Origin of the sequence: Lysinibacillus sphaericus (assembly GCF_002982115.1) — a bacterium.
Classification (GTDB): domain Bacteria; phylum Bacillota; class Bacilli; order Bacillales_A; family Planococcaceae; genus Lysinibacillus; species Lysinibacillus sphaericus.
Map to the genome: position 1 here is coordinate 806,389 of NZ_CP019980.1, position 19,586 is coordinate 825,974.

17 protein-coding genes are annotated in these 19,586 nt (G+C 39.5%); 14 read left to right on the forward strand and 3 right to left on the reverse strand.

Annotated features, from left to right (window positions below):
• Positions 1-60: 60 nt before the first annotated feature.
• The 11 genes from LS41612_RS03985 to LS41612_RS04035 all read left to right on the forward strand — a co-directional run bounded on the left by LS41612_RS03985 (position 61) and on the right by LS41612_RS04035 (position 11,439).
• On the forward strand, positions 61-849 hold the full coding sequence (locus LS41612_RS03985) for an HAD family hydrolase (protein ID WP_024362314.1): 789 nt from the start codon (positions 61-63) through the stop codon (positions 847-849).
• 295 nt (positions 850-1,144) lie between these two features.
• On the forward strand, positions 1,145-2,929 hold the full coding sequence (locus LS41612_RS03990) for a XylR N-terminal domain-containing protein (protein ID WP_024362313.1): 1,785 nt from the start codon (positions 1,145-1,147) through the stop codon (positions 2,927-2,929).
• Between the two features lie 170 nt (positions 2,930-3,099).
• Complete coding sequence (locus tag LS41612_RS03995) at positions 3,100-4,638, forward strand: 4-hydroxyphenylacetate 3-hydroxylase N-terminal domain-containing protein (RefSeq protein WP_024362312.1); 1,539 nt, start codon at positions 3,100-3,102, stop codon at positions 4,636-4,638.
• A gap of 20 nt (positions 4,639-4,658) precedes the next feature.
• A complete protein-coding gene (locus LS41612_RS04000) occupies positions 4,659-5,624 on the forward strand; it encodes a catechol 2,3-dioxygenase (RefSeq protein ID WP_024362311.1) in 966 nt (321 codons plus the stop codon).
• A gap of 105 nt (positions 5,625-5,729) precedes the next feature.
• Complete coding sequence (locus tag LS41612_RS04005; protein ID WP_024362310.1) at positions 5,730-6,209, forward strand: flavin reductase family protein; 480 nt, start codon at positions 5,730-5,732, stop codon at positions 6,207-6,209.
• A 10-nt stretch (positions 6,210-6,219) separates the two neighbouring features.
• A complete protein-coding gene (locus LS41612_RS04010; RefSeq protein WP_024362309.1) occupies positions 6,220-7,008 on the forward strand; it encodes a 2-keto-4-pentenoate hydratase in 789 nt (262 codons plus the stop codon).
• Positions 7,009-7,010: 2 nt separating this feature from the next.
• Complete coding sequence (locus LS41612_RS04015) at positions 7,011-7,895, forward strand: acetaldehyde dehydrogenase (acetylating) (RefSeq protein ID WP_024362308.1); 885 nt, start codon at positions 7,011-7,013, stop codon at positions 7,893-7,895.
• 15 nt (positions 7,896-7,910) lie between these two features.
• The gene (gene dmpG, locus LS41612_RS04020; protein ID WP_105928884.1) at positions 7,911-8,924 is read left to right on the forward strand and encodes a 4-hydroxy-2-oxovalerate aldolase; all 1,014 of its coding nucleotides are present in this window, start codon (positions 7,911-7,913) and stop codon (positions 8,922-8,924) included.
• Between the two features lie 20 nt (positions 8,925-8,944).
• A complete protein-coding gene (locus LS41612_RS04025; RefSeq protein ID WP_024362306.1) occupies positions 8,945-9,736 on the forward strand; it encodes a 2-keto-4-pentenoate hydratase in 792 nt (263 codons plus the stop codon).
• Positions 9,737-9,752: 16 nt separating this feature from the next.
• Positions 9,753-9,950, forward strand: a complete 198-nt coding sequence (locus LS41612_RS04030) for a 2-hydroxymuconate tautomerase family protein (RefSeq protein ID WP_024362305.1) — start codon at positions 9,753-9,755, stop codon at positions 9,948-9,950.
• A 13-nt stretch (positions 9,951-9,963) separates the two neighbouring features.
• Complete coding sequence (locus LS41612_RS04035; protein ID WP_024362304.1) at positions 9,964-11,439, forward strand: aldehyde dehydrogenase; 1,476 nt, start codon at positions 9,964-9,966, stop codon at positions 11,437-11,439.
• Between the two features lie 158 nt (positions 11,440-11,597).
• Here LS41612_RS04035 and serA read toward each other — a convergent pair whose 3' ends face one another.
• Entirely contained in the window at positions 11,598-13,205 is a 1,608-nt protein-coding gene (serA, locus tag LS41612_RS04040; protein WP_024362303.1) for a phosphoglycerate dehydrogenase, read from the reverse strand.
• Positions 13,206-14,017: 812 nt separating this feature from the next.
• Here serA and LS41612_RS04045 point away from each other — a divergent pair.
• Positions 14,018-15,682, forward strand: a complete 1,665-nt coding sequence (locus LS41612_RS04045) for an FAD-binding dehydrogenase (protein WP_024362302.1) — start codon at positions 14,018-14,020, stop codon at positions 15,680-15,682.
• Positions 15,683-15,748: 66 nt separating this feature from the next.
• Here LS41612_RS04045 and trhO read toward each other — a convergent pair whose 3' ends face one another.
• Positions 15,749-16,720: an oxygen-dependent tRNA uridine(34) hydroxylase TrhO gene (gene trhO, locus LS41612_RS04050; protein ID WP_024362301.1), complete on the reverse strand. Its 972-nt coding sequence runs from the start codon at positions 16,718-16,720 to the stop codon at positions 15,749-15,751.
• Positions 16,721-16,859: 139 nt separating this feature from the next.
• On the opposite strand from trhO, the gene LS41612_RS04055 reads away from it, so the two are divergent.
• The gene (locus tag LS41612_RS04055) at positions 16,860-17,642 is read left to right on the forward strand and encodes an enoyl-CoA hydratase (RefSeq protein ID WP_024362300.1); all 783 of its coding nucleotides are present in this window, start codon (positions 16,860-16,862) and stop codon (positions 17,640-17,642) included.
• 252 nt (positions 17,643-17,894) lie between these two features.
• Here LS41612_RS04055 and LS41612_RS04060 read toward each other — a convergent pair whose 3' ends face one another.
• The gene (locus LS41612_RS04060; RefSeq protein WP_024362299.1) at positions 17,895-18,080 is read right to left on the reverse strand and encodes a YhzD family protein; all 186 of its coding nucleotides are present in this window, start codon (positions 18,078-18,080) and stop codon (positions 17,895-17,897) included.
• A gap of 289 nt (positions 18,081-18,369) precedes the next feature.
• Here LS41612_RS04060 and LS41612_RS04065 point away from each other — a divergent pair, with 289 nt between their 5' ends.
• Positions 18,370-19,584: a metallophosphoesterase family protein gene (locus LS41612_RS04065; RefSeq protein ID WP_024362298.1), complete on the forward strand. Its 1,215-nt coding sequence runs from the start codon at positions 18,370-18,372 to the stop codon at positions 19,582-19,584.
• Positions 19,585-19,586: the final 2 nt, after the last annotated feature.

Below are 19,586 nucleotides of genomic sequence, written 5' to 3' on the forward strand. Positions count from 1 at the left end.
CTAAAATAAGCGATATGAATGCTTTTTGTTCAAGTAGAAAAGAAGCTAGGAGCTGACACTATGTCAATTAATACAATTATTTTTGATTTGGATGATACGTTGTTATGGGACAAAAAATCTGTTAAAACAGCTTTTGAAAAAACATGTGAATATGCAGCGACAATACATAATGTGGATTCAGCAGCATTAGAGGAAGCCGTACGCAAAGAAGCACGTGCACTTTATGAAGGCTACGAAACATATGATTATACAGTATTAATCGGTATTAACCCTTTTGAAGGGCTTTGGGGAACATTTGATGACCCTACTGATTCTTTTCAAAAAATGAAAAAACTTGTGCCAGGTTATCGTACTGAAGCATGGACAAAGGGTTTAGCGGCACTTGGTATTGACGATGCAAAGTTAGGTGCTGAACTAGGAGAACGCTTTGTAGCCGAACGCAAAGTTTCACCATTTTTATATGAAGATACTTTTACCGTTTTAGATGAGCTAAAAGGCAAATATCAACTGATATTACTAACGAACGGTGCACCAAGTTTACAAAATTTAAAACTTGAAATTACACCTGAAATCGCACCGTACTTCGACCATATCATTATTTCTGGTGATTTTGGTAAAGGAAAACCAGATGCCTCTATTTTTGAGCATGTGATGGAAACGGCGGGCATTACTGCTAGCGATGCTATTATGGTTGGCGATAACTTAAATACGGATATTTTAGGCTCTTCTCGCGTGGGTATGCGCAATGTCTGGATTAACCGTGAAAACAACGAACTAACTGGGAATGTAACACCAACCTTTGAGGTAGATTCGTTAACAGCCCTATTAAAGCTTGTACAAGAGCTTTAATATCTTTACTATTTTTTAAGTACTGATTCTTAAATGGTCAGTACTTTTTTTATGCAAACATATTGCTGTCTAGTAATTTAAATTGTCTGAAAACTAAAAATATACTATGATTGTTAGTAAACTTAAACACTTTAAATCTTCGAATTATCGATCTGGCAACGCTTTTGTGCTCTTCTTTGTTTAATGTCAAGAAAACGCTTACTTATTCGTCTGGGAAATCGTAGTAGTAAGGGAAGATGTGTAGACAGTAAAAACATGATGGGAGAAAACAGCATGTTTATGGGGGTGCCTATTCATGAAAGCAAATCGTTTAGTGTTTGAAAATGCTATAGATATTAATCCACGCTCAGGCATAATAAAATTCAATGGGAATCGAATGATTTTAAAGTCAGCTGAAGCGCTTGGCTTTTTTAGACGTGACATTATTCAAACTTTGAATATGGAGCGTGCAAAAGGTTTTTTATTACGATATGGCTGGGCGTGTGGCTACAGTGCTGGTGGCTCTATCGAGAAAATGTACAACTGGAAAGAATTAAAAGAGTTAATTAGGGCTGGTGCTGCCATTCATACATTAGAGGGCGTTGTCAGTGTACAAATTGATGTATTGGAAATAACTAATGATAAGTTCGAAATGGAAGGGAAATGGTTTCATTCTTACGAGGCAGAGGAACATGTCCGCCATTTTGGTTTTAGTGATGAAAGTGTTTGTTGGACATTAATCGGTTATGTAGCAGGCTTTTTAGCCAAAACGTATCCAAAAGAGATTGTCGTTTTTGAGGAAAAATGCCGGGGGAAATGTGATGATTATTGTAAATTTGTTGTACGGACAAAGGAGCACGCTACTGAAGAACAGTTGGAAATATTACGCTACTTTCAAGATACTTCGTTAGCTGATGAATTAGATAATACATTTAATGAGTTAAAAAGTCTCAATAATTCCATTGTGCATTCAGACACTATTCATAAACAAATGACACATGCAATGCTTGAAGGATATACATTAAACCAGCTGTTATACCTGTTAAGTGATGCGTTACAATGCAGTGTAACTGTGGAACGAAGATACTTAATGAAACCAATTGGTTACTATTTTATGCATGAGGACGATGAACGTCTATATATAGAAGCGAGTCGTAAGAAAAAAGAGTTTCGCCATGAATATGATATTATGACGATGAAAAAACAATTGGGTACATTGGTAATTTTAAGTCACAAAGCATTAACACGTGAACAGGAAATGATTATTGAACGCGCTGTAACGGTTTTTTCGATTTATTTATATACACAAATACAAATCGCACAATCGCAGTGGAAGAAAAAATCGGATTTTTTAGATGAAGTTATGAGTCAACAATCTCCCTCTGAGGAGCTTATTAAAAAAGCACGAAATATTTTTTATTTTGATCCGAGTAAAAATAATCGTGTTATCGTTATAACAATGGAACAGGAAGAACCCGAAATAGTGCATAGCTTTTTAGCTACTGAGTATTTAAATGTGGAGTGCTTTATTAAAAACCAGGAAGTACTGCTTATTCTTGAAGATTGCAAGAAAGATGTTCAATATATGTCGAATTTCCTTAGTAGTTTATCGAAAAGGGTAATGGAGCGCTTTAAGCAAGCAACTTTCCAAATTGGCGTAGGAAAAAATGCAGAGAAGTTAGAAGAAATCGGGAATAGCTATAACGATGCGAAATTAATATGCCAATTTTTACGTTACGCAGCCCCACAACAGACACAAGCGGCCATTTATGAAAACTTCCAGCATATTATGTTATTTTTAAAAACGACAAATCCAAGAGAGCTTTTACAGTTTTATAAAGAGGTACTTGGTCAGTTATTGGAATATGATGAGCAAAATCATGCAACACTTGTCCATACGTTAGAAGTCTTTTTAAACCATAGCGGTAACGTCAATCAAACTGCAAAAGCTTTGAATCTATCAATCCCTGGTTTTCGTTATCGTATGGAAAAAATTGAATCATTTTTGCAGGAAGACATGCGTACAGGGGATGGTCGTTTTCGCTGTCATTTAGCGTTAAAAATTTATTATGCAATTAAAACTTTAGAAAATGAAAAATGAGAAAAGTCAGCGATTTTGCTGACTTTTTCTAGTTTATACGAAAATTTCTTTCAAATTTTAAAGAAAAGAAAGAGAAGACTATACTTTTTGTTAATTATCAAAAAATTCAAAAAGTATTAAATTGAAATAGACATGTCAAACAAGAAAAAAGATTTGTAGGAGGGAAGGGAATGGTTGTTCAACAAAGTACGAAGCCATTGACAGGGCAGGAATATTTAGAAAGTTTAAAGGATGGTCGGGAAATTTGGTTACATGGTGAACGTGTGAAGGATGTCACGACACATCCAGCTTTTCGAAATTCAGCACGATCGATTTCACGTTTATATGATGCCATGCATGACCCGCAATACAAAGATATTTTAACTTGTGAAACGGATACGGGGAGCGGGGGGTATACACATAAGTACTTCCGAGCAGCACGGAGCGCAGATGATTTAATTCAAGGGCGAGACGCAATTGTTGCTTGGGCAAAACTCACTTATGGACAAATGGGACGCACACCAGATTATAAAGCATCCTTCCTTGCAACACTCGGAGGAAATCCCGAATACTATTCACCTTTTCAAGAAAATGCAAAGCGTTGGTATAAAGAGTCACAAGAGCGCAATTGGTTTTTCAATCATGCCATTGTCAATCCACCAGTGGATCGCCATAAAGACGTGCATGAAGTCGGCGATGTATTTATTCAAGTAGAGCGTGAAACGGATAAGGGCTTAATCGTTAGTGGTTCGAAAATGGTGGCTACTGGCTCTGCAATCACAAACTACAATTTCGTTGGTACGTATGGTTTACCTATCAAAGATAAAAAATTTGCGGTGGTTTTTATTGCACCTATGGATGCTCCAGGAGTGAAGCTTATAAGCCGTGCTTCATATGAAATGACGTCAGCGATTATGGGAAGTCCGTTCGATTACCCATTAAGTAGTCGCTTCGATGAAAATGACGCCGTACTTGTATTCGAACAAGCGCTTATTCCATGGGAAAATATTTTAATTTATGAAGATATGCAGAAGACGACTTCATTCTTTGTAGAAAGCGGTTTCATTAATCGTTTTACGTTCCAAGGTGTCACGCGCTTAGCGGTGAAATTAGATTTTATTATTGGTGTCTTGCTAAAGGCATTAAAGACAGCAGGTACGGATCAATTCCGAGGTGTCCAAGTGCATATAGGCGAGATTATGGCGTGGCGTCATATGTTCTGGTCATTAAGTGATGCGATGGCGCTGAATCCAGAGAAAAAAGAGAATGGTATTGTCATTCCAAATTTAAATGGTGGATTAGCCTATCGTGTATTTTTGCAGGAAGGCTGGCCGAAGATTAAAGGCATTATACAGCAAATCGTAGCAGGAAATTTAATTGTACAGCCTTCCAGTGCAAGGGACTTTTTAAATGAGGAATTCCGTCCAACATTGGATAAGCTTTATCGTGGTTCAAATGGTATTGAGGCTCTTGAAAAAATTAAAACAATCAAGCTACTGTGGGATGCGATTGGTACAGAATTCGGTGGTCGAAGTGAGCTATATGAACGGAATTACGCTGGAAACCATGAAGACATAAGGTTACAAACGTTGTTTGGTGCACAGGGAAGCGGGAAAACAGACGAGTTTATCGCTTTTGCAGAGCAATGTATGGCTGATTATGATTTAACCGGTTGGACAGACCCAACTTGGGTAAATCCGGATGATGTGAATTACTTTACAAATAAATAAAAAATCAGGGGGAATGATGGATGACAAATTTTGATGTAGCACAATTAGCGCACGTGGAGCTTTTTACACCAAAACCAGAGGAATCTTTAAAATTTTTCACCGATTATATGGGGCTACAAATTACAGCGCGTGAAGGGCAATCGGTTTATTTACGAGGGTACGAGGATTTTTATCATCACACATTAAAGTTAACAGAAGGTAAAGAAGCTGGTCTTGGCCATTCGGCATGGCGTGCAAGTTCACCTGAAGCGTTAGAACGACGGGTTGCATCGTTAGAGAAAAGCGGCTATGGAAAAGGTTGGATCGATGGCGATTTAGGGCATGGTCGTGCTTATCAATTTGTTACACCTGATGGTCATAAACAAGAAATTTTGTGGGAAGTAGATTATTTCCAGCCAGCGGAAGATCAAAAAACATTATTAAAAAGCCGTCCACAAAAAAGGCCATTAATGGGTGTCCCTGCCCGCCGTTTAGATCATATCAATTTAATGTGTAGAGATGTAGCAAAAAATCGTGAATTTATGTCTGAACATTTAGGCTTTAAGCTACGTGAACAAATTGTCTTAAATAATAACGAAGAAATTGGTGCGTGGATGAGTGTGAGCCCATTAGTACATGAAGTGGCATTAATGAACGATCAAACTGGTAATAGTGGTCGCTTCCATCATATTGCGTTTTGGTATGGCTATCCACAGCATTTAATGGATACAGCGGATATTTTCGTAGAAAACGGAATTCAAATAGAAGCGGGCCCTGGAAAACATGGTGTAAGCCAAGCGTATTTCATGTATGTAATGGAGCCTGGTGGAAACCGAGTAGAATTATTTGGTGACTCTGGTTATCTCATTTTTGACCCTGACTGGAAGCCAATCACTTGGCGCGAAAATGAGTTAGATGAGGCGATTATTTGGTATGGCTCACCTCTACCTAATGAGTATTTCTTATATGGCACACCTGATCGTGCAGTGAAAGTTCCAGTGAAATAAATAGATGAGTAATAATGTTGATTAATAAATAGCGTGCCTAAATAGCTGTCTTAACTACTACTTTTTAGTATTTGAGACAGCACTAATTGATGAGGAGGTTATGTAATGGATGATCGTCTGTTTAGAAATGCAATGGGGAAATTTGCAACAGGTGTAACTGTCATTACAACAAATGTGAATGGCACTATTCATGGCATGACGGCAAATGCGTTCATGTCTGTTTCACTTAATCCAAAACTAGTAGTGATCTCGATCGGGGAGAAGGCTTCAATGCTTGAGCATATCAAGCAAAGTGGTACATTTACAGTCAATATTTTATCAGCACAACAGCAAGAATTGTCTATGTTATTTGCCGGCCAACTAAAAGAAAAGCGCGAGGTCCAATTCAGTGATTTACAAGGGGCCCCAACAATTGAGGGTGCGCTTGCACAAATAAGCTGTGAAGTAGCGAGCACATATGTTGAAGGCGACCACACTTTATTTATCGGCAGTGTAAAGGACATTCAGCTAGAAGAAGGAGAGCCCTTACTATTTTTCAATGGAAGATACGGCTCACTTGCAGTGGAAACAACAATGCAGGCTTAGGAGGTTGACAATGGATAGACAACTTTATGCAAAGAAGTTATTAGAAGCAGAAGAAGCAAAGCGACCTATTGCACCATTAACGTCCACTGTACCAGATATTACTGTCGATGACGCTTATACAATTCAATTACTTCAAATTGCAGCAAAGCAACAAATGGGCAAACAAATTATTGGTAAAAAAATTGGTTTAACAAGCAAGGCGATGCAACAACAATTTCAAGTAACAGAACCAGACTACGGTCATATTTTATCGGATATGGTTGAGGTGGACGGTGCAACCATTTCTCTTAATCATTTTATTCAGCCGAAGTTGGAATTTGAAATAGCATTTATCTTGAAGAAGGATTTATATGGGCCCTCTATTACGGAGATGGATGTTATCGAAGCGACAGATTATATTGTGCCAGCTTTAGAAATTATTGATAGTCGTATTACCGATTGGAAAATTAATTTTGAAGATACAGTAGCAGATAATGGTTCTTCCGCAATGGTCATTATTGGCGGCACACCAACAAAATTGACTGAGGTAGATTTACCGCATATTGGTATGAATGTTTATCGCAATGGCGAGCTTTTTGATAGTGCAGCAGCGGCTGCTGTAATGGGAAATCCACTACGGGCAGTAGCATGGCTTGCTAACAAGCTAAGTAAATACCATATTGGCTTGCAAGCAGGGGAAATAGTTTTAGCAGGCGCATTAACATCAGCCGTAACGATAGAAGATGGAGATAGTTTTACAGCGGAGTTTGCTCATCTTGGTGCTGTTTCCGCCACGTTTAAAAGAAAGGAGGAGAAATAAAAGTGGTCAAATTGAAAGTTGCCATTCTGGGATCTGGAAATATTGGAACAGATTTAATGTACAAAATTGAGCGCAGTGAGGATTTATCGATGAGTGTAATGGTTGGAATAGAGCCAACATCAGAGGGCATTCAGCGTGCGAAAGATCGTGGCTATCATACCATTACAAATGGGATTGCAGGCTTAGTTGCACGTCCAGAGCTCTTCGATATTGTGTTTGATGCAACAACTGCTAATGCCCATAGTGCGCACAGTGAACAAGTACTGGCACTTGGCAAAAAGATAGTCGATTTAACACCGGCGGCTATTGGTCCATTTGTTGTGCCGTGTGCAAACTTGGAAAAGTACGTGGCAGTTGACAATGTCAATATGGTGACTTGTGGGGGGCAAGCGACGATTCCCATTGTGTATGCCATTAATCAAGTGGTGGATGTTACGTATGCAGAAATTGTGGCAACAGTGGCGAGTAAAAGTGCAGGGCCTGGCACACGTGCTAACATTGATGAATTTACACGCACAACAGCTAAGGCGCTAGAGGAAGTAGGCGGTGCAAACAAAGGGAAAGCCATTATTATATTAAATCCCGCAGAGCCGCCAATTATGATGCGTGACACCGTACATGTATTAGTGAATGAAGGTGGCAAGGAAGAAGAAATTACAAAGGCTATTGAAGAGATTGTGAGCGCTGTACAACAATATGTACCGGGTTATCGCATGACGAGTGCGCCTATTTTTGATGGTCAACAAATATCAGTTTTTCTGGAAGTTGAGGGGGCGGGAGACTTTTTCCCACCGTATTCAGGAAATCTCGATATTATGACGGCGGCAGCAGTGCAAGTCGGAAATCAAATGGCTAAGTTGCAACATGGAACAGTCAAGTCGAACTAATTGGAGGTGAGGATGATGACAAAACAACTAACCATTTTAGATGTGACATTGAGGGATGGTAGTCATTCAATGCGTCATGCATTTACGGAGCAGCAAGTGCGAGATGTTGCAAGAGGTTTAGGAGAAGCAAAAGTGAAATACTTTGAGGTTTCCCATGGGGATGGATTAGGTGGTTCCTCTTTGCAATACGGTTTTTCGAAAGTGGATGAACTGAAGTTAATAGCTGCGGCAAAAGAAGAATGTGGTGATGCTTCGATTTCAGTTTTAATATTACCTGGAATTGGTCTAAAGGAAGATTTGAAAAATGCTGTGAAGGCGGGCGCTACTATGGCGCGAGTTGCAACGCATGTTACCGAGGCCAATGTTGCTAGTCAACATATTTATTTAAGTCGAGAATTAGGATTGAAAACAGTCGGCTTTTTAATGATGGCACATATGGCTCCGACGTCAGTAATAGTGGAGCAGGCGAAATTATTTGAAAGTTATGGAGCTGAAATTATCTATGTGACAGATTCAGCAGGTGCCATGCTTCCCCATGAGGTGAAAGAGCGGGTAGCTGCGCTAAAATCGCATGTTTCTTGTGAAATTGGCTTCCATGCCCATAATAATTTATCACTCGCTATGGCAAATACGATGGCTGCAGTCGAAGCAGGTGCTACGTATGTGGATGGTAGTTTACGCTGTTTAGGTGCCGGTAGTGGAAATGCTCAAACAGAAGTGATGGTAGCGGTTTTCAATCGTTTAGGCTATGAAACAGGCATTGATTTATATCGAACAATCGACGTTGCCAATGAAGTAGTAGTACCATTTATGCCACGATCACAGGAAATAACAGGGTCTAGCTTAATGATGGGCTATGCAGGCGTTTACTCAAGCTTTTTACTCTTCACTCAAGAAGCAGCGAAAAAATATAACGTAGATGAACGCGAAATTTTAGTAGAACTTGGCAAAATGAAAGCAGTAGGTGGTCAGGAAGATTTAATAGCAGAGATTGCACGTAACTTAGCAGTTGTTAAGCAGTCAGTATAAAGGGAATGGAGGAACGAGCGATGATGAAAACCGATACGCTAGATCAAATTGCATATGCGTTGTTTTTAGCAGAGCGGGATGTGTATGAAGTTACGAAGTTTGCCGAGCGCTATCCAGAATTAACCGTTGAAACAGCTTATGATATTCAAGACAAACTTATTGAACTAAAGTGCAAACATGAGCAAACATCCATCTCGGGACTTAAGCTCGGTTTAACAAGCAAAGCTAAACAGCAAATGATGGGAGTGCATGAGCCTACTTATGGCGTGTTATTAGCGAATATGGCGGTCAATGCCCAACATCCAATAACATTAAAATCACTTATTCACCCCAAAATTGAGCCAGAGATTGCCTTCGTGTTTAAGCAAGATTTAGTCGGCCCAGTAGTGACTGTCGCGCACGTACTGACAGCAACTGCGTATGTTGCACCTGCCATGGAAATAATTGATAGTCGCTATTTAAACTTCCATTTTACATTACCGGATGTAATCGCTGATAATTCCTCTTCCTCTCGCTACATAGTGGGTTCTCAAAAATATGCAGTGAATGAAGTGGATCTGGTTAATATGGGCTGTATTTTTACACAAAATGATGAAATGATTGCGACGAGTACAGCAGGTTCCGTTATGGGGCATCCAGCAAGAGCCATTGCATGGATGGCGAATAAATTAATTGCCCGTGGTCAGCATATTCGAGCAGGGGATATTGTACTTAGTGGCGCACTAACTGGTTCTGCTACAATGCATGCAGGAGATAGCTTTACTGTCAGTTTTGATGGAATGGAATCATTATCTGTTCAAGTGGAGCGATAGATAAGGAGGAGTCGAGATGCCATTTATTCAAGTAACGTTTATTGAGGGGCGAACGAAAGAACAGAAGGAACTATTAATAGAAGAACTAAGTAAAACCGTTTCTTCGGTACTCGAGGCACCACTGGAAACGGTTCGTGTATGTTTAAATGAAATCCCAAGTTCTCATTGGGGGATTGCAGGAAAGTCCATCCAACGTCGACAAAATGAAGAGTAAGGAGTGGTCTATCATGGCAAATACACAAACGAAATTGAAGGAAGTTAAACTATTCATAAATGGAGAATATGTAGAATCTTCTTCTCAAACATTGTTCGAGGTGAAAAATCCAGCGACTCAGGAAATTATTGCAAAAGTTCACGAAGCTAGTTTTGAAGATGTGGATCGTGCTTGTGAAGCTGCACGTCAAGCTTTTGAAGAAGGTCCTTGGCGAACGATGCCACTATCGGAACGTTGTGCAAAAATTCGACGGATGGCAGAAATCATCATCGAACGCAAAGAAGAGTTAGCACGCTTAGAAGCATTAGACGTAGGGAAGCCTTACCAAGTAGCATTAGAGCGTGAAATCCCACGGGCAGCAGAAAATTTAAAGTTTTTTGCGGATTTTATGGAACAGCAAGGTGGTGAGGTATATCCAATGGATGATGCGTATTTAAATTATACGCGTTATGAGCCAGTTGGAGTGGCTGCATTAATTACACCATGGAATTTACCATTTATGCTGACAACATGGAAGCTTGGGCCATGTTTAGCTTCAGGGAATACGGCAGTTATTAAACCAGCAGAAATTACTCCACTAACCGTATCGTTACTTGGGGAGATAGCACAACAGGCTGGCATTCCAGATGGGGTCGTTAATGTCGTGCATGGTTTTGGTGTTCAGTCGGCAGGAGAATTTATGACGACACATCCTGAAGTTGATTTAATTTCTTTTACGGGGGAAACAACAACAGGGAAAGCTATAATGAAAAATGGTGCAGATTCATTAAAAAAGGTATCGTTTGAATTAGGTGGAAAGGCAGCTAATATTATTTTTGAAGATGCCAATTTAGATAAGGCCATTCCTGTCTCCATTCAGGCAGCATTTATGAATTCGGGTCAAGTATGCTTAGCAGGATCACGTATTTTAGTGCAGCGTACTATTTTAGATGAATTCCTCACACGCTTTAAAGAAGCGGCTGCAGCATTAGTTGTTGGCGATCCGCAAGATGTTAAAACAAATATGGGACCAGTCGTAAGTCAAGCCCATTACAACAAAGTAACTAGCTATTTAAGCATCGCTGAATATGAAAACTCTACGCTTATTTATGGTGGCAAACGTCCTGAATTACCAGCACATTTAAGTACTGGATATTACCTACAACCGACTATATATTTGCAGGAAAATGCTCAAGCACGTATTTGCCAAGAGGAAATTTTCGGGCCAATCGTGACGATTATTCCATTTGACACAGAAGCGGAAGCATTAGCGATTGCAAATGGCACAGAATATGGATTGAATGCAGTGGTCTGGACGGAAAATTTACAGCGTGCACATCGTATTTCACATGATGTGCGGGCGGGAACAATTTGGGTCAATTGCTGGTTTGTACGCGACTTACGTGCCCCGTTTGGCGGCTTTAAAAAGAGCGGCGTAGGGCGTGAAGGTGGTCACCATAGTCTAGAATTTTTCACCGAAGCAAAAAATATTTGTATTGCGTTAAAATAACACCCAAACAAAAAGTAGGGCAGACAACAACGGCATAGCCAAAAGTGTTAGATTATCTAACACTTTTTCTTTTTGTCCCAACTTGTTAAAATAAACTCCATTTTTCATGAATAAGAAAAAGCAGAGAGTAATCACTCTCTGCTTGCGTATGTTAATGATTAAAGGTCAATTGCTTTTACTTCGTCGATGTTTTCAAGTTGTGCAACGAATTTTAAATCTTCTTCTGTCACTACATTATCGATCGTTAGCATCATAACAGCTGTTCCGCCAACTTCAGCGCGTCCCACTTGCATCGTAGCGATGTTGATGTCTTTTTCAGCTAGTTTCGTTGCCACACGTCCAATTGCACCTGGTTTATCTGTGTTTTTAATGTAAAGAAGGTGTCCTTCTGGTACAACGTCTACTACATAGTTTTCTACTTTTACAATACGTGCGCCAAGGCCATTTAGTAATGTACCAGCTACTGTATGTGTTTCATTTGCTGTTTTTACTTCAATCGTAATTAAGCTTGTAAATCCTTTAGCAGTAGTTGTTTTATGTTCGTTAATTTTCATGCCGATACGTTCAGATAAGTAGCGAGCATTAACGTCATTGACATGGTTGCCGTGGTTTTTAGCTAGTAATCCTTTTAATGCATTAGAAGTTAAAGGACGTACGTCGTAATTTGCTACTTCACCAGCATAAGATAAGTTAATCTCTTTTACAGGCTCTACTGTAACTTGTGATAAGAATGAACCAAGTTTTTCAGCTAATTCAAAGAAAGGTTCTACTTGTGCAAGAAGTTCTTTTGGAATTGAAGGCATATTAACTGGGTTTGTTACTGTACCTGTTTTGTAGAATTTAATAATGTCATTAGAAACGTCAACTGCTACAGATTCTTGCGCCTCAATTGTAGATGCACCTAAGTGAGGTGTTGCAATCACTTGTGGTAAAGTTAGTAATTTATGATCAGTCGCTGGTTCAGAAACGAATACGTCTAGTGCTGCACCTGCTACTTTGCCTTCTACAATCGCATCATATAAATCGTCTTCATTGATGATACCACCACGTGCACAGTTAATGATACGTACGCCATCTTTCATCATAGCGAATTTTTCTTTGTTAATAAGGTTACGTGTTTCAGGAAGTAATGGTGTGTGTACTGTAATGAAATCAGCAGCAGCACAAATTTCTTCTACAGTAGATTTTGTTACACCTAATTCATTTGCACGTTCATCAGTTAAGAATGGATCGTACGCCATAATATTCATACGTTGCCCTTTTGCACGGTAAGCTACTTCTACACCGATACGACCGAAGCCAACAACACCTAATGTTTTATTTTTAAGCTCAACCCCAACATATGATTTACGGTCCCATTTACCGTTTTTCAGTGTGTTGAAAGCTTGTGGAATGTGACGAGCAAGAGAAGTCATCATGGCGATTGTATGTTCAGCTGCAGAGTTTGTGTTACCATCTGGAGCATTGACTACGATAATACCATGCTCTGTTGCAGCAGCTAGGTCAATGTTGTCAACACCTACACCAGCACGTCCAATTAATTTTAAATTTTTTGCAGCTTCGATTACTTCACGTGTCACAGTAGTTTGAGAACGCACAAGTAATACGTCAATATCAGCGATTTTTGCAATTAACTCCTCTGGTGCTAGCCCAGTATCAATAATAACGTTTAAGTTTAAATCTTTTTCTTGGCGTAGTGGGAAAATACCATCTTCACTTAGTGGGTCAGCGATAAATACGTTAATAGTTTTTGTTGCAGTTGTCATTTGTAATTAGCTCCTTTTAAATAAAATTATTAGTGGTGTCTCTATGTGACAGTCCGGATTTTGTAATATTGCGGCATCTTACAGCATGCAAACAATCTCCTTTCTTTATTCGAAACAATATAAAAGCCCTCCACGCCTTACAAACACAGGTATTGTGTCGTAAGGGGCGAAAGGCTGAATAAATATAGGTTCGCGGTACCACCCTTAATCACTGAACGAAAGGATTTCGTTGCAGTCTTAGCTATATGCGTAACGTGCATGTGACGGATAGGCTTACTTTGACAGTTTCGGCTTATCTATTCGGGAGTGGAACTATATCGTAGAAATCACTGATTTACACCAACCATCAGCTCTCTTTGGATTTTCTTTCGACTAGCGTGTCTCCGTCGTTATATTTTTGTGTGATTAAATTTGATAACATCATAATCCTTATTGTTCACCTTTGTCAACAATAAATCGAAAAAAGATTAAAATTCCTCACTTCAAAAGTCTGAAAAATACCTAAAAACGAACTATATTAACTTTTTAATTTAATAATGTTCGTCTTTTTGTAGAGGACAATGTAAGCGCTAACGAATCTGTCAAGACAGGTGACATGGGGATTTCTAGAGAATGAAATGATAAAAAAACAATAAATAATTATTGGAATATAATAGATTATTTCCAATAAACTTTCTTTATTTTGATGCGGAAGGCGAACAATTTTGTGCTGAAACATTTTTGGCAAAGTAATAATAAGTTAGAAGGTAAAGCAACAACAAGAGAAGAATGTATGTAAAGAAAGCTGGATTTAGATTTTAGGGGGTGTGGGTATGAAATACGATGTAGCGATTGTTGGTGCTGGACTGGCTGGACTTGTTGCCGCCTGTGAATTAATAGATGCGAAGAAGCGTGTACTGTTAGTGGATCAGGAGCCTGAAAATTCGATGGGGGGACAGGCATTTTGGTCTTTTGGTGGCATCTTTTTAGTAAATTCACCAGAGCAAAAGAGGCTTGGCATTAAGGATAGTAAAGAGCTTGCATGGCAGGATTGGCTAGGGACTGCTGGTTTTGACCGATTGCAAGATGAGGATGCATGGGCTTACAAATGGGCACGAGCGTATGTAGATTTTGCTGCCGGAGAAAAATACGCTTGGCTTAAATCGTTCGGAATAAAGTTTTTCCCTGTTGTTGGTTGGGCTGAACGTGGGGGCTCATTAGCAGGTGGTCACGGTAATTCAGTTCCGCGTTTTCATATTGTCTGGGGAACAGGCCCAGGGATTGTAAAGCCATTTGCCGATAAAGTGAAAAAAGCGATTAAGGAAGGCTTGGTAGATTTTAAGCCGAGGCACCGTGTCGATGAATTTATACAAAAAGACGACAAAATTGCAGGAATAAGTGGCACAATTTTAGCAGAAAGCTTTGCCCAACGTGGAGAGCAAAGCTCACGTCTTGGCATTGGTGCATTTTCCTATGAAGCAGATGCGGTTATTGTAGCAAGTGGTGGTATTGGTGCCAATATTGACTTAGTGCGCAAAAATTGGCCAGCTCGACTTGGGGCACCACCAAAAAATATGGTATGTGGTGTACCAGCGTATGTAGACGGCCGAATGCTAGAAATTACTGAACATGTAGGTGGCCGTATCGTTAATCGTGATCGTATGTGGCATTATACAGAGGGATTGAAAAATTGGGATCCAATTTGGCCCAATCACGGTATTCGTATTTTACCAGGCCCTTCCTCCTTGTGGTTTGATGCCGAGGGAAATCGCTTTGGGACACCCAACTTTCCAGGGTTTGATACATTAAGTACATTAGAGGCTATTCAAAAAACAGGTTATGATTATTCATGGTTTATTTTAACGGAGAAAATTATTGAAAAGGAGTTTGCTTTATCGGGTTCAGAGCAAAATCCAGATTTAACAAATAGAAGCATCCCGCAGTTGCTGAAACGTATATTGCCTGGTCCACCTGCGCCGATTCAAGCATTCAAAAATCATGGTGAGGATTTTGTTATAGCGAACGATTTAAAGCAACTCGTCGATGGTATGAATAAGCTTGCAGGTAATGACTTGCTTGATTTTATAAAAATTAAGGAACAAATTCTAGCACGAGATCGCGAAATGGATAATAAATTTACGAAGGATGTCCAAGTGAATGCCATTTACGGAGCGAGAAATTATATTGGTGATAAGGTCGTGCGCGTTGCAAAGCCTCATAAAATGTTGGATACAAAAAATTGGCCATTAATTGCGGTGCGCTTAAATATTTTAACCCGTAAAACATTAGGGGGATTACAAACCAATTTAGATGGGGCTGTAATTGGTATGGACGGTCAACCAATGCCAGGGTTATTTGCAGCTGGAGAAGTGAGTGGTTTCGGTGGCGGTGGGGTACACGGATACCGCGCGTTGGAAGGCACATTTGTTGGAGGATGTTTATTCACTGGACGGCAAGTAGGACGATATTTAGCCCGTGCCAGTCACTCACACAATTAGGGTATCTGCGGGAAGCACGAAATGTAAGCCGCTTGCGGCTTACAACGTGCCCGCAGTGCCAGTCACTCAAACAATTTGACGTTGAACTTGTGCAATTTTTGCGATTTGTTCTTCCACTTGCTCTTTTGTCCAGCCATTTTCTTCAACAAAGAAATTACGTTTTGCGCGTCGGCAATCATCTGAACAGCTGCGCATATAAAATGCCTCATGCTTTTCCTCGCATAGCATTAATTTATGACATTCCGGATTCGCGCAATTTGTATAACGCTCTGTTGGCTCTCCTGTAAAATAGTCTTTGCCAACAATCACATGCTCTACTTGATTAATCGGCACACTGCGACGGCGGTCAAAAACAAACATCTGTCCATCCCATAATTGTCCCTGAACTTCAGGGTCTTTAGCATACGTGGCAATGCCGCCATGTAATTGACCGACACTTTCACCGTAGCCCTCACGCTTTAACCAACCAGAGAACTTTTCGCAGCGAATGCCGCCTGTGCAATAAGTTAAAATATCTTTACCAGCAAAATCCTCTTTATGTTCCTCCATCCAAGCAGGAAGATCACGGAAATTTTCAATATCTGGACGCACAGCATGACGGAAATGTCCTAAATCATATTCATAATCATTTCGGGCATCGATAATAACGGTATTATCTGCCTGCATACGCGTCATAAATTCCTTAGGTGTTAAATAATCGCCCGTTATTTCTAATGGGTTAATATCCTGTTCTAGCCCTAGGTGGACAATCTCTTTACGAGGACGTACATGCATTTTTTTAAAGGTATGTCCTTCTGCTTCATCGATTTTCCACATAATATCTTTAAAACGAGGATCTGCCTTCATATGATTCATATAGCGTTCAGTTTGCTCAACCGTACCAGATACTGTCCCGTTAATGCCCTCTAATCCTACTAAAATACGACCGAGTAAACCAAGTTCTTTACAGAATGCTAAATGCTCTGCTGCAAATGCTACAGGATCCTCGATAGCAACATATTTATAATAAAGTAATACACGAAAGTCCTTTTGTGTCACAAAAATACCCACCTTTAATTTCATTATTCGACATTAAATATAGCATAACAACAGCTATTTTGCGTAGAACAGAAGGAGTTTTCCAAAAAAAGACGAATAGTACATAGTGAATGACTATTCATATTTGGGGGTGTGGGACATGGAATTTTCAACAATTACATTAGAAAAATTAGAGCGTCGTGCAACATTAACACTCAATCGACCACAAGCTATGAATGCAATGGATGATGTGATGATGCGTGAATTAGCGGAGTGCTTTGAAGCATTGCAGCAAGAACAGGAAATACAGGTATTAGTTATTCGCGGGGAAGGTAAAGTTTTTTCTGCGGGTGGGGATATTAAAGCAATGCTTGATCCTAATAAGCCGTTAAATATTGATGAGGCAATGGGCTATTTAACTCGTATTGTTAAGGCTTATTACCAACTACCAATGATTGTAATAGCAGCAGTTCATGGTGCTTCAGCGGGGTTAGGATTTAGTTTAACACTTGGTGCAGATATTATCGTCGCTTGTGAAAATAGCAAGCTGGCAATGAACTTTATCGGGATTGGCTTAATACCAGATGGTGGGGGTCATTTCTTTATGAAGGAAAGAATTGGTACCGTAAAGGCAAAACAAATGATTTGGGAAGGAAAAGTGCTAACAGCCGAGGAAGCACATAGCGTAGGCTTAATTGATTATGTTGCACCTGAAGGGTCGGTTTTTGCAGTGGCTGATCAGTTAGTAGGAAAGATGCTTGCTTCACCAATTGCGTCAATGATTATGACAAAAAGAATTTTGCATAGTCAGAATATGCCTCAATTAGAGAGCATTTTAGCGATGGAAGCTCAAGGGCAATCAGCTATGCGAAAAACGGCAGATCATTTAGAAGGCATTCATGCATTTGTTGAAAAAAGAACACCTGTCTTTGTAGGACAATAAGGCATTCCTGTAATTGAGGTATAGGTCACAGCTTAGCAAAGAACAGGCTGGATAAAAGTACGATTGATGTTTTGATAACAATAGACTATACAACGTAAGCCCCGCCACGAACATTTCTGTAGCGAGACAACGAGATTCCGTTGCATGCATGATGCAAAAGAGAATGCTCGATGCTCGACCACAAAAAGCGAAGTGGCGGGGCTTACCTATTTTCAAAGATATAGCTAATTACAATGTGACATGCGTCATCATTTAAACATGGAATAATATTAATTTTCCAGAAGAGTTAACAAGGCGATGTGTTTTTTCCGCAACTCCCTTTTCTTCGATTTGCTGTTGACCGTTTACTTTTGCAGCTTCATCGTTTTCAAATGTCCAAGTTTCATCATACAAAGTTTCACCAGTTTTCTCAAAAGCTGTAAAACGATAATTATTCATACACAAACCCCACCCTTTACTAAATTATATCTCTATTATACATAGAAGAAATATAAACTTCACGGTATATCTAGCGAATATTTCGATAATTTACGAAAATTGTGGAAAATTTAGTACAACCTTAAGAAGAGCTGTTACATGAATTCGTTTCTCATATTGTAGGAAGTATGATAAAATAGAACAAATATTCGCTTTTGATTCATCCTTTCTGTAGATAGGCACAAATCTACAAAAAAAATTAAAATCTAGACTTAATGATGAGATTCAATTTATTTATAGAGGTGATTAGATGTCCGCAATTCGTTTTTTCCATATGGCAGATTTACATTTAGATAGTCCTTTTAAAGGCTTATTTGGATTACCTGACAATAATCTTAAGAAAATTAGAGCAAGTACCTTTGAAGCATTTGATAAAATTATTCATAGGGCAATCGAAGAAAGACCAGATTTCTTGCTGATTGTTGGGGATATTTATGATGGAGAAAATCGTAGCTTACAGGCACAAAGACGTTTTCAAACAGCAATGGAAACACTTTTTGAGCATAACATCCCCGTTATTGTCAGCTATGGCAATCACGATCATTTACATGGTTCTTGGACACGCTTTGCCTTGCCAAGCAATGTCTACGAGTTACCAGCAGATACGAGTGTTGTGCAATTAAAAATTCGTGGTCAGCAGGTCAATATTTATGGCTTCAGCTATGGTCAGCGTCATGTAAAAGAAGCGATGATCCATCATTATCCAGTGGCGCAGGATCAGCATGCAATCCATATAGGTATGTTGCATGGCAGTGAAGCCAGTGATTCAACGCACGCGGTTTATGCACCATTTAAAAAAGAACAACTTCTTGCAAAAGGATATCATTATTGGGCGCTTGGCCATATTCATAAACGACAGTTATTACACAAAGAACCACCTATTGTTTATCCAGGTAATATTCAAAGCCGCCATCGTAATGAACAAGGTGTAAAAGGATTTTACGATGTAACCTTGTCACAAACCACTGCTAATTTAACATTTGTACCAACTTCTGCTGTTGTTTATAACGTCGTGGAAGTGGATTGTACAAATGTAATGCATGCTAACGAGTTACTGCAAAAATGCGAGGAGGCTATCGCCAACAATCGCATGGAATATGGTGCATCAGTTATTGACTTGCACTTACACCATATAGATGATGAAGCTGAAACATTATTTGAACATGCCACGATAGATGAATGGCTAGAAACTATTCGGGAAGCAGAGGATGGCATTGAACCGATGGGGTGGGTGCAAAAACTATTTATCCACAAAAGTATAGCTTCTTCTGAATCGACAGCTATAACACAATCGGTCATAAGCGTTATGGATCAATGGGACATTACGGAGTGGAAGGATATTTTAAAGGATTTGTACCAACATGCGAGTGGTGCGAGATTTGTTGAACCTTTAACGGAAAGAGAAATTGAGCATTTGAAGCTTGAGGCGCAGGCGTTATTAGCGGATGAAATTCAAAGGGTGTGAGA